At 64.8% G+C, this 10,900-nt stretch carries 12 protein-coding genes; 4 read left to right on the top strand and 8 right to left on the bottom strand.

The genetic code is table 11. The annotated features are described in order from the left end of the window. Window positions 1-65: 65 nt before the first annotated feature. Together ACV095_RS02860 and ACV095_RS02855 are read right to left on the bottom strand one after the other, a co-directional pair. On the bottom strand, window positions 66-521 hold the full coding sequence (locus ACV095_RS02860; RefSeq protein ID WP_478222874.1) for a universal stress protein: 456 nt from the start codon (window positions 519-521) through the stop codon (window positions 66-68). 44 nt (window positions 522-565) lie between these two features. Further along, a complete protein-coding gene (locus ACV095_RS02855) occupies window positions 566-1,033 on the bottom strand; it encodes a DUF4383 domain-containing protein (RefSeq protein WP_018770631.1) in 468 nt (155 codons plus the stop codon). A gap of 271 nt (window positions 1,034-1,304) precedes the next feature. Between ACV095_RS02855 and ACV095_RS02850 the strand changes: the two genes are divergently transcribed. Both ACV095_RS02850 and ACV095_RS02845 read left to right on the top strand, forming a co-directional pair. Next, the gene (locus ACV095_RS02850; RefSeq protein WP_018770632.1) at window positions 1,305-1,772 is read left to right on the top strand and encodes an Hsp20/alpha crystallin family protein; all 468 of its coding nucleotides are present in this window, start codon (window positions 1,305-1,307) and stop codon (window positions 1,770-1,772) included. A 66-nt stretch (window positions 1,773-1,838) separates the two neighbouring features. Further along, window positions 1,839-3,173, top strand: a complete 1,335-nt coding sequence (locus ACV095_RS02845) for an MBL fold metallo-hydrolase RNA specificity domain-containing protein (protein WP_478222873.1) — start codon at window positions 1,839-1,841, stop codon at window positions 3,171-3,173. A 26-nt stretch (window positions 3,174-3,199) separates the two neighbouring features. Here the strand turns inward: ACV095_RS02845 and ACV095_RS02840 are convergent, their stop codons facing one another. From ACV095_RS02840 to ACV095_RS02830, 3 genes are all read right to left on the bottom strand, one after another. Next, window positions 3,200-4,036, bottom strand: coding sequence for an IclR family transcriptional regulator (locus ACV095_RS02840; RefSeq protein WP_478222872.1), 837 nt, complete (start codon window positions 4,034-4,036; stop codon window positions 3,200-3,202). A gap of 62 nt (window positions 4,037-4,098) precedes the next feature. After that, window positions 4,099-5,355 carry an aminopeptidase P family protein gene (locus ACV095_RS02835; protein WP_478222871.1) on the bottom strand — a complete coding sequence of 419 codons (1,257 nt, stop codon included), beginning with the start codon at window positions 5,353-5,355 and terminating at the stop codon, window positions 4,099-4,101. Window positions 5,356-5,465: 110 nt separating this feature from the next. Further along, window positions 5,466-6,836 carry an MFS transporter gene (locus ACV095_RS02830; RefSeq protein WP_018770636.1) on the bottom strand — a complete coding sequence of 457 codons (1,371 nt, stop codon included), beginning with the start codon at window positions 6,834-6,836 and terminating at the stop codon, window positions 5,466-5,468. A 265-nt stretch (window positions 6,837-7,101) separates the two neighbouring features. On the opposite strand from ACV095_RS02830, the gene ACV095_RS02825 reads away from it, so the two are divergent. After that, complete coding sequence (locus ACV095_RS02825; protein WP_478222870.1) at window positions 7,102-7,566, top strand: LpqB family beta-propeller domain-containing protein; 465 nt, start codon at window positions 7,102-7,104, stop codon at window positions 7,564-7,566. Then, window positions 7,563-9,323: a DUF5671 domain-containing protein gene (locus ACV095_RS02820; RefSeq protein ID WP_478223407.1), complete on the top strand. Its 1,761-nt coding sequence runs from the start codon at window positions 7,563-7,565 to the stop codon at window positions 9,321-9,323. The genes ACV095_RS02825 and ACV095_RS02820 overlap by 4 nt, the downstream gene beginning before the upstream one ends. A 434-nt stretch (window positions 9,324-9,757) precedes the next feature. Here ACV095_RS02820 and ACV095_RS02815 read toward each other — a convergent pair whose 3' ends face one another. The 3 genes from ACV095_RS02815 to ACV095_RS02805 all read right to left on the bottom strand — a co-directional run bounded on the left by ACV095_RS02815 (window position 9,758) and on the right by ACV095_RS02805 (window position 10,828). Beyond that, window positions 9,758-10,006: a hypothetical protein gene (locus ACV095_RS02815; protein WP_018770639.1), complete on the bottom strand. Its 249-nt coding sequence runs from the start codon at window positions 10,004-10,006 to the stop codon at window positions 9,758-9,760. Window positions 10,007-10,109: 103 nt separating this feature from the next. After that, window positions 10,110-10,517, bottom strand: a complete 408-nt coding sequence (locus tag ACV095_RS02810; RefSeq protein ID WP_478222869.1) for an SRPBCC family protein — start codon at window positions 10,515-10,517, stop codon at window positions 10,110-10,112. Then, the gene (locus ACV095_RS02805) at window positions 10,514-10,828 is read right to left on the bottom strand and encodes an ArsR/SmtB family transcription factor (protein WP_478222868.1); all 315 of its coding nucleotides are present in this window, start codon (window positions 10,826-10,828) and stop codon (window positions 10,514-10,516) included. The genes ACV095_RS02810 and ACV095_RS02805 overlap by 4 nt, the downstream gene beginning before the upstream one ends. Window positions 10,829-10,900: the final 72 nt, after the last annotated feature.

The raw sequence follows: 10,900 nt of genomic DNA, 5'->3' as shown, positions 1-10,900 counted from the left end.
TGCGTCCCCTCCACGCGCCCAGCTGCAGCGGCTGACGGGGCCCAGCTGAGCAGGCTCCAGGGGCATTACGCCTTGGATTGGACCACCAGGACAGCACAGGGGGCGTGGTTGACCACCTGGGTGGATACGGAGCCCAAGTGCAGCCCTGGAAATCCCCCATGGCCCCGGGAGCCGACGACAATGAGATCCGCGTCCTTGGCGGCGTCAAGAATCGCCGAAGCAGGTGAATGGGTGTCTACGAGTTGCCCCGAAGCGGTCACGCCGCCATCTGCGGCGGCCTTCAGCGCCTCACTCTGGAGCGTCCGGGCGATGTGCTCCGGAGACTCTTCGGCGGCAATTTCACCTGCGGCCGTTTCCAGGACAGCCGGATACCACGCCATTGGCGGCTTGTTCCAGGCGGTGACGAAGCGGAGTTGGCCATTGCGTTGGCGGGCCTCATCCATCGCCCAGTCCAGTGCTGCCTGGGAGGGTTCGGAACCGTCAAAGCCGACAACAATCAGGAATGGACCAGTGCTGGTCATTCGTCTTTCCTTTCACTGCCCCGAGCCGTACTGGGTCAGAGGGATCAGGGTGCTTTCGCCGGGCCGGTTCCGCGGCCAAGCACAATCCCCACTGCGAGCATGACGACTCCCAGCACCACGTGGAGCCAGTTATCTGAGGTGTTCACCGGGATGAAGTTGGCCGAGGATGCCTGGTCAATCAGGAGTCCGTAGAGCCAAATAACCAGGTAGAGGGCGCCGCCGCCGATGAGGTAGTACTTCGACTGGGAGGCGGTCCTGCCCATGAGCAGGCCGGCTGCTCCAAAGAGGAGGTGAACAATGTTGTGCAGGATGGATACCTGGAAGACACCCAGGAGCATCGCGCCGGAGTCGGGGCCGGCGAAACTTAGTTCCGAATAGTTCGTGGTGACTCCAGGGATGAAACCGAGAACGCCCACCAGGGCGAAAACTGCTCCCGCCGCCAGGGCAGTCATTTCGATGGCCGTGCGGTGGTGACGTGCGCCTACGCCCGGATGTGCTGATGATGCAGACATGGCTTGCTTCCTTGTACGCGGGGAGGGAAATTGTTGTGTTTAAGTTCGGCTGCCGGGGTGGGGCAAGCCTCCCTATGGTTCCAGCTTCGAGCCGGGCGCGTCTTGCCTTCAGAGGCTTTAGTCCTCAGGTATCCATGAATTTCAGGGCTGTGCGTGAGGGCTCCGGGCGGGCGGGTCTTTTGCCCCTGCCAGCCCCGGCTGCACGGGTATTTACTGGATTGATACGGCCCCTTCCGGGCGTCCTCCGCACCGAATCTGGAGAGTTTTTGTCATGTCTGATCTGCTCAAATGGTCCCCCTTCGCAGCCTCCCGGTGGCCCTCCCCCTTCACGTCTGCCCTGCGCTCCCCGGCGGAGTTGCTGGACTCCATAGAGCGCATGTTTGAGTCACCGGCCAGCCCTGCCCCGATCAGGGTCGAAGAGTTCGTCGACGACAAGACCCTTGTGGTGCGTGCCGAGATGCCCGGCGTCGATCCTGACAAAGACATTGAAGTGACAATGGATGACGGGTTCCTGCGGATCCGCGCTGAACGCCAGGAAAAGGAAGAACACAAGGACAAAGGCAGCTATCGGTCAGAGTTCCGCTACGGGTCCTTCAGCCGGAACATCCCGCTCCCTGACGGGGTCAAGGAAGAAGACATCAAAGCCACCTACACCAACGGGGTCCTGGAAGTCCGCACCCCGTTGCCCGAGCAGGCCCAACCCACCGAACCGAAAAAACTTCCCATCACCCGCGGGTAACGGGCAGTGCCCCAGCCAAGGGACCAGCATCCCCCGACGTTGCAGTTCCTCGGTGCAACCGACACTGTGACGGGTTCCAGGTACCTGATCCGTTCACGCGGCCACCGGGTCCTGATCGAGTGCGGTCTGTTCCAAGGCTATAAACACCTCCGCGACCGTAACCGGGTAGCGTTCCAGGTCAGCCCCGCGAACATCGACGCCGTTGTCCTCACACATGCCCACCTGGACCACACCGGGTATGTTCCTGCCCTGGTCCGCGACGGTTTCAACGGCCCTGTCTATGCGACCCCTGGTACGGCAGAACTGTGTTCACTGCTGCTTCCCGACAGCGGTTACCTCCAGGAAGAGGAAGCCCGGTATGCGAACCGCACAGCATCATCAACACATCATCCGCCAGTGCCCCTCTACACTGCAGAAGACGCCGTCCGATCGCTCAACAGTTTCAGGACCCAGGGCTTCGACTCCCCGTTTTCCCTGCCCGGGGGCATCGAAGCGACATTCCTTCCCGCCGGCCACATCCTGGGCGCCGCACAGGTGCACCTCAAACTCGGCGGCAGGACGATCCATTTCACCGGGGATCTGGGCCGCACCCACGACCCGCTGATGTACCCGCCCCGTGACCTTGAGCCCGTGGACGTACTGGTCACCGAATCCACCTACGGCAACAGGGCACATCCCGCGGGGAACCCTGAAACCGAACTGGGCGAGATCATCAGCCGGGTGGCCAAACGACGCGGCGTCATCATGATCGCTGCGTTCGCCGTCGGCCGGGCCGAAACAGTCCTGCTGCACCTCTCACGCCTTCTGGCCAGGAATGCCATCCCCTCCATCCCGATCTACCTCAACAGCCCGATGGCCATTGACGCCTCCGGTATGTACCAGCGCCACCGCGAGGAACACAGGCTCAAACAGCACGAATTCGAAAGCATGTACAAAGTGGCTACGCCCGTCCGAAGCGCTGACGAATCCAAGCTGCTCAACCTTCGCGGCGGACCCATGATCATCATCTCCGCCAGCGGCATGCTCACTGGCGGCAGGATCCTGCACCACCTCGCGGCCTACGGGCCGGACCGGCGCAACGCCATCATCCTCAGCGGATACCAGGCCGGAGGCACGCGCGGAGCATCGCTCGCCGCGGGTGAAAAACACCTCCGCATCTACGGACAGGACGTTGAAATCGGAGCAGAAGTCATCCAAATGGAAGGACTGTCAGCCCATGCGGATTCCGACGAGCTGATCCAATGGATGAAGACCGCTTCCCAGGCGCCGGCCATGACCTACGTCACGCATGGTGAACCGGACGCCGCAGACACCCTCCGGGCCCGCATCAAGCGCCAACTTGGCTGGAAAGCCCGCGTCCCCGAGCACCTGGAAACCATCTCGCTCGAACACCCCAGCTAAAAGACGCACAACACCGCCACGCCGCTTCAGGTTGTGGGGCGCCCGCCCAGGCGGGTGGTGACTTTGGCGGCGGCGGCCACGCAGGCCTCCCCCAGGCTTTCGAACTGTTCCTTCGATACCCGGAAGCGGGGGGCTGGGATGAGGACGGCGGCCACTATGTCGCCGCGGTGGTCCCGGACGGGGGCGGCGACGCCAACCTCGTCCATGGACGATTCGCCGTAGTTTCCCGCCCATCCCCGCTCCGCCACATCCTGGAGCCTGGCTTCGTAAGCTGTCAGTCCGGCGTCGTCCAGTCCTGGAAAGGTGATGGTTCCGCTGCGCAGCAGCTCCCGTACCCGCTCGGCCGGGAGGGTGGAGAGGAATACCTGGACGGAGGCGCTCATGGCGTCCCGGTAGCGCGCCCCCAAAGGCGTGGTGTGCTTGATCTGATGGTGGCTGGCGATCTGCTCCACGCAGATGGCCTCATCCCCGTTCCAGAGCATCAGCGCACTGGTTTCCCCGGTCTGCTCGGTCAATTGCCGCAGGACCGGGTACGCCACGCGCCGTTCCTCCATCTCGGCCAGCAGCGGGCCGGCGACGGCGATGAGTCCCAGTCCCAGCCGGAACCGCTTGGTTTCGGGGTCCCGTTCCACCAGGTTTTCCTGCTCGAAGGTGGCCAGGATCCGGGAGACGCTGCTCTTGTGCATGCCTACGCGGTTGGCGATTTCGGTGACGCCCAGCAGGGGTTCGTCAGCCGTGAAGGTGCGCAGGACGGCGATGGCATTGACGACGACGGAGGCGCCTTTCGCGTCCGTCCCGCCGTTGGTGCCGGTCCCGTTGCCGTTGCTGTCGGAGGTTTTTGCAGGAGTCATGGTGGACACCATCTTTCCTCATGGACGGCAGAGGCGGCGCCACGTGTCCGTGGCGCCGCCTCCCAGTGTGATGGTTATGCCTGGATGATGTTGTGTTCCGGGCCGAACGGGAACTTGGTGATGTTCTCCACCGTGTTGTCCTCGCCGATGACCAGGATGTCGTGCTCGCGGTAGCCGCCGGCGCCCGGCAGGCCGTCCGCCACCGTGATCATGGGTTCCATGGAGACCACCATGCCGGGTTCCAGGACGGTGTCGATGTCCTCGCGCAGTTCCAGGCCGGCTTCGCGGCCGTAGTAGTGGCTGAGGACGCCGAAGGAGTGTCCGTAGCCGAAGGTGCGGTTGGCCAGCAGGCCGTGGCTGATGTAGATCTCGTTGAGCTCGGCGGCGATGTCCTTGCAGACGGCGCCGGGCTTGATGAGTTCCAGGCCGCGGCGGTGCACCTCCACGTTGATGTTCCACAGTTCCAGGGAGCGTTCGTCCGGCTGGCCCAGGAAGAGGGTGCGCTCCAGGGCGGTGTAGTAGCCGGAGGTCATCGGGAAGCAGTTGAGCGAGAGGATGTCGCCCTGCTGCAGTTTCCGGGTGGTGGCCCAGTTGTGGGCGCCGTCGGTGTTGATGCCGGACTGGAACCACACCCAGGTGTCGCGGACCTCACGGTGCGGGAACGTGCGGGCGATTTCGTGCACCATGGCCTCGGTGCCGATCAGGGCCACCTCGTACTCGGTGATGCCCTCGCGGATGGCGTTGCGGATGGCTTCGCCGCCCAGGTCGCCGATGCGGGCGCCGTGCTTGATGACCTCGATCTCCTCGGCGGACTTGATCATGCGCTGGCGCATGGCGTCCTGCGAAACGTCCAGGAGTTCCGCTCCGGGGAAGGCGGCGGCGATCTTCTCGCGGGTCAGGCCGGGGAGGAAGTCGTCCTCGACGCCCAGGCGGGAGGCCTTGACGCCGCGCTGGCGCAGTGCCTCCTGCAGGCCGAAGTAGAAGTTGTCGCGGCGCCAGTCGGTGTAGACGATGTTCTCGCCGTAGGAGGTGCGCCAGGGCATGCCGGCGTCGATGTTGGCCGTGACGGTGACGGAGTCGTCAGCGGTGACCACCAGGGCGTAGTTGCGGCCGAACGTGGTGTACAGGAAGTCGGAGTAGTACTTGATGCCGTGGTAGCTGGTGAGGATGACAGCGTCCAGGTCCTTGGCGGCCATGATCCGGCGGAGCCCGCCCAGGCGGCGCTCGAACTCTGCGTCGGAGAACGTGAGCTTGCCCTTGGTGCCGTTGTGCAGGACCTTGAGGCGTTCCAGCTCGGTGATGGATGAGGCGTTGTCGGCAGTGATGGTCACGGGTGTGCCTTTCTAATGGATGCAGCTGCTGCCAGGGCATGCCGCGGCAGGTGATTGCGCTGCAGTTGGTGTTGTTTGTGCGAGGGGTTGGTTGAGGGACCTCTGGTCGCTCAGAGGTGTTTAAGGGGCTTCCGCGACGTTTCGGCGGCGAACAGCACGGCCACCAGGGATACGACAGAGGCCGCCACCAGGTACCAGCCGGGGGCCAGCTTGCTCTGCGTCAGGCCGATCAGCAGTGTGGCCATGAAGGGTGCGGTGCCGCCGAACAATGCATTGGACAGGTTGAAGCTGACGGCGAATCCGCTGTACCGGACCTTGGTGGGGAACAGTTCGGCAAGGAAGCTGGGCAGGGTGCCGTCGTTCAGGGTGAGCATGCCGCCCAGCAGGATCTGGACCAGGACGATGACCAGGAAGTTGCCGGTGTCCAGGAGCATGAAGGCGGGGACGGTCAGGAGGATGAACAGCACGGAGGCGGTGATCAGCATTTTCTTCCGGCCGAACCGGTCCGATGCGATGCCGGTCAGGAAGATGAATCCGATGTAGCTGGCCAGGGCGATGGTGGTGGCCAGGAAGGATTCGGTGGGCCCGAAGCCCAGTTCCTCGGAAAGGTAGGTGGGCATGTAGCTGAGGATGACGTAGAAGCCGACGGCGTTGAGCAGCACTGCCCCGCAGGCAATGATCAGCTGCTTGCGGTAGGTCCGGAACATGTCCAGCGCAGGAGCCTTAGGCGCTGATTCGGCTTGGTCGGCCAGGGCGCGGAAGGCGGGTGTGTCCTCCAGCTTGGTGCGGATGTAGCGGCCGATCAGGCCCATGGGGGCCGCCAGGAGGAACGGCAGCCGCCAGCCCCACTCGTGCAGCTGTTCGGTGCTGAGCACAGAGCTGAGGAGCGCAGCGATCAGGGAACCCAGGAGCAGGCCCGCTGCGGTGCTGGCCGGGACCACCGCGGCGTAGAGTCCGCGGCGGTTGGCCGGGGCGTATTCCACCAGGAAGGCTGAGGCGCCTGCGTATTCGCCGGCTGCCGAGAAGCCCTGCACCACGCGGACCAGGAGCAGCAGGACCGGAGCCAGCATGCCGATGGTTGAGTATCCCGGAATGAGGGCGATGCAGAAGGTGGAGACGGACATGATGACGATGGAGAGCGACAGGGCTTTGCGCCTGCCCAGCTTGTCGCCGATGTGGCCCCAGAAGAAGCCGCCCAGGGGCCGGACGAAGAAGGAAATGGCAAAGACGCCGAAGGTTGCCAGCAGCGCGGTCTGCCGGTCGGCTTCGGGAAAGAATACCGAGGAAATTACGGCCGCGAGATAGCCGTACACGGCGTAGTCGAACCACTCGACGAAGTTGCCGATGAAGCTCGCCGTGACCACCCGGCGTCGAACGTCCTTGCTGGCCACCGGGTTGTCCGCGCCGTGGCCTGCCGCGGAAGGAGCATCAACGTCATTGGCAATGACTCCTGCGACGGGTGAGTTTGATTCGTTACTCATGGAACCACCAGTAGAAGTAGGAGTTGCAGCTGTTGCAACATGGTTGTTTCAAGATAGGCCGTGACGCGTGCCACAGTCAATAGCCGCCGATAAAGTTTCTTAGCCTATTCCAGGGAGTGGCAACGCCGTCGCAGGACGAACGCAATCGGCCAGCAATGCCCGAGGACGTTGCGTGAGGCGCAACGTTGTTGAGTTTTGGAGTGGCGGCGGAAAATCAGGTCCTAAGGCACGGGCGAAAGCCGCCGCCCTGCCGCATACTTGCGCCATGGATGACGCAGCGCGAAAACCGGACCGGATCCTGCTCGCGCTGGCGGGCGTTGTGGTGGTGCTGGTGGTGGTTGCGCTGGCCGTGGTATTTACCCGGGGTGAGCCGGCACCGCTGGATAAGGCGAGCCCCGCCGGAGTGGTCCAGCAGTACAGCAAAGCCGTGATCGACGGCGACATCCCCACCGCGCAGTCCTTCCTCACCGAGGGTGCCCGGAGCAGGTGCAGTGGGTCCTATCCGGGCGAACCGCGCCCTGCCCGGGTGGTGTTGATTTCGACGACGGAGCGCACCGATTCAGCCACCATCAAAGTTTCGATCGTGCGGTCGTCACAGGGCGGACCGTTCGGCCCCTCAGAGTATGAGATGGAGGACGCCTTCTCGCTCCTCAAGGTGAACGGGACATGGATGATCGACCAGCCGCCGTACCCCCTGATGGCCTGCACCGTGACGCCGGTGAAGCAATGACGGCGCCGGCAGCACCATTGGCTCCCGCTCCCGCCAGCGGCCTGGCCACACTTCGCCGCCTGATCCTGTACGTTCTGCTGTTTGCCTTGGTGGTCATCACGGCGTCAGGCCTCAGCGGACTGCTGGAACGGCTGTTCCGAACGGCGTCCGTCCTGGCGGCGGGCGACGTGGCCGGGCTGGCCCTGTCGCTGGCCTTCACCCTGATCGGCGGACCGCTGGCACTGCTTCTCTGGTGGTTCGTGTGGCGGAGGCTCGACGACGAATCGGAGCGAACTGCGCCCGGGTGGGGCCTCTACCTGACCGGTATGTACGCGGTCTCGCTCATCATCGGCACCACATCGCTGCTGGACCTCGCCTCATCTTTTGTTGATGCGAAGGAAAGCCAGTGGCAGTCCCCGTTGGCCAACGCCCTTGTGTGGGCAGCTATCTGGTGGTGGCACCGGTGGATGTGGAAGCACCCCCGCAAACCGTCATCGCACCTTGAGGACGTGCGCGCCGTCGTCGGCTTCGTCTTTGGCCTGTTGCTGGCCGCCGGCGCTTCGATTGCCGCGCTCAGTACGCTGCTGGATGTCGCCATCCGCGGTTTCACGGCCACCGCCACCTTTGAGCCGTGGTGGGTCGACGCCCTCCGGTCCCTCATTTGGGCCGCCGGCGGAGCAGTGGTGTGGTGGTGGCACTGGTTCCGGGAGGGTGGCCGGCGCTACCAAACGGGGCTGGTGGACGTCACCATCATCGTTGTCGGCATCTTCGTCGCCGGGATCTCCGCTTTGGGCGGGCTGGGTGTCATCCTGTTTGTCCTCCTGCGGCTGGCGTTTGACCGGAGCGACCCGCTGAACGACCTGCTCGAACCGCTCGCCCCGGCCATTGCGGCCGCCGTCATCGGCGCCCTGGTGTGGCGGTACCACCGCACCACGTCCGTCCACCGATCACCCCGGACCCGCCGCGCCAGTCTCCTGGTGACGTCGGCCGTGGCGCTTGCCGCGGCCGCGTCCGGCATCGGGGTGGTGGTGAACGCGTTGCTGGCCGCTGCGGTATCGCCACTGGCCGGTGGTGCCACGCGCACCCTGCTCCTGGGCGGCATCAGTTCCCTCGCCGTCGGCGGCCCGGTCTGGTGGCAGGCCTGGAAGCCGAGGCACCAGCCGCGGACGGCAGCCGATATCCCTCCCGGCCGGCGCGTCTACCTGGTGGCGTTTTTCGGTGTCAGTGCGGTGGTGGCGCTCATTACGCTGCTGGTCATTGGCTACCGGCTCTTCGAATTCCTCCTGGGTGACGTTTCGGGCGGCAGCCTTTTGGACCGGATCCGGGCCCCGCTGGGCCTCCTGGTGGCGGCCGGGCTGGTGGCGGGTTACCACTTTGGGCTGTGGCGGCATGACCGGGCCCTGCTTGCCGCCGCCGCACCCATCCATAAACGGGTGATTGAGCGGGTCACGCTCATCAGCGGCTACGCGCCGGGAACCGTGGACCCGGAGGCGTTGGCACGTGGCATCGCTGATGCCACCGGCGGCGCCAAGGTGACCACGTGGCTGAGGGCGGACGACGGCGGCTCCGGACTTCCGCCGTCGTCCGTCCTTCCTGCCGGGGTGGAGGACATCGTCCCGCAGGTGGCTGCCGCCCTGGAGGGCGTGGCAGCCCAGCATGTCCTGGTGGTGGCAGGGCCGGGAACCCGGCTGGAAGTCACGCCGCTGGTTGCCGCCGGGGCGGGGCCCTGGAAGGCAGCAACCACAGCGCGAACACGGACCGTTCCTGGTGCCGAGTAGCGTGATACTCAAGATTTGCGCAGTTTATCCCGCTGGTGGATTAACCCTCTTCCTTTGGCATTCCGGGGTGCCTAGGGTGGGCACACACGCTTGCCAAGGGGGATAAATGAAAAGCATCGCCGATGGTCCTCAAGACGCTGCAAACCAGGACGTGCAGCAGGTCGCAGCGCCCAATGCACAGGACTCACAAGGCAATGTCGCCGAGTGGACATCCGATTGCCTTCTCACACTGCGGAGCCCCATACGCTTCACCCGGGCCGATTGGCCCTAAGCCGCAACCACCCTGTTGAGGGGCGGGCCACCTGGACCACCGGTATGACTCCTTCAAGCCATGCGCCCAACACGGCCAGCGCACTGGACCAGGTTGTTACCTGCCGTTTCAGGCCCGTCCTGCTCGGTGAAGCACCTGCTCCTTGGCGTCGATGCCAGGGGTTTTAGCTTGATGCGTCCCGCTCGATTTCTTCGGCGAGGTCATCCACTTCCTCAGGGCGGGCCTCAATGCCTGCTTCCTCGAACCGCTCCTCAAGGACGTGGGTAACATCGTCCTGGACGTGGCCCAGTTGGATGTCGTGGCGGACATCCTCGGCGATGCTTTCAGGCGTCTCAAGGTGCTCGGTTCCGGCCACGATCCCGTCGCTGCCGTCAAAGGGGTCGTTGGCGCCGCCCGCTCCTGAATCAGTCATACTCCATCGTTACCCTTCTCCTTCGGGCGGTAAACCTGCGGAAGGCGCCGAAGGGAGCGGACGACGGCGGGCGCGTCCCGCCGTCGTCCGCTCCCCCTAGGCGTCAGGAGACTTCGGCGAGGATCCCGTCAATGCGGGCCAGCAGGCCCGGCCAGCCGTTGCCCATGCCTTCTATGGCATGGCGGCCCATAGGGGTATCGACTTGGAAGCCCGCGTGTTCGAAGTGGAGGACGGTACCGCCGTCGACCGGTTCGAGCCGCCAGGTGATGGTGGTGTCCAGCTGGCCTTCGGAGAAGAGGAAGCTGATGGAGCTGCCCTCCTCCACGGCAAGGACCTCGCACTGCTGCCGGCCCCAGGCGTCCATGTCCATGGTGAAACGATGTCCCGCCACGGGCTCAATATCGCCGGGCGCCCACCAGCGCGCCAGCAGTTCCGGTGTGGTCAGTGCAGCCCACACCGCCGGGGCAGGGTGCGGGTAGTGGCGTTCCAGCCGGATGGCATTCTCGGTCATGACGGATTCTCCTCGTCCAAAAGGTCTGCCAGCGCGTCCAGCCGCCGGTTCCAGTAGTGCTCAAAGTTCTTTACCCAGCCGCCGACCTCGGCGAGGGCGGCAGGCTGGAGGTGGTACACCCGGTTCCGGCCCTGCCGCTCCTCGCGGACCAGCCCCACCTCGCGAAGCACGGCCAGGTGTTCGGACGCGGCGGGGCGGCTGAGGTCCAGCAGGCCGGTAAGCTCACCTGCCGTCCGCGGTCCCTGCCGAAGCTCGTCCAGGATGGTGCGCCGTGCCGGGTTGGCTACGGCGGCAAAGACATCGGGAAGCACACCCAAAGTATATGTCGGAATTTCCCGACGTATCAAGGCGGGTTCCGCTGGGCGGCTCCGCTGGCTCGGGTC

It is taken from the genome of Arthrobacter sp. JDC6, from assembly GCF_056484025.1.
The sequence above is the reverse complement of the archived record's forward strand: the minus strand, read 5'-3'. Positions and strand labels throughout refer to the sequence as shown.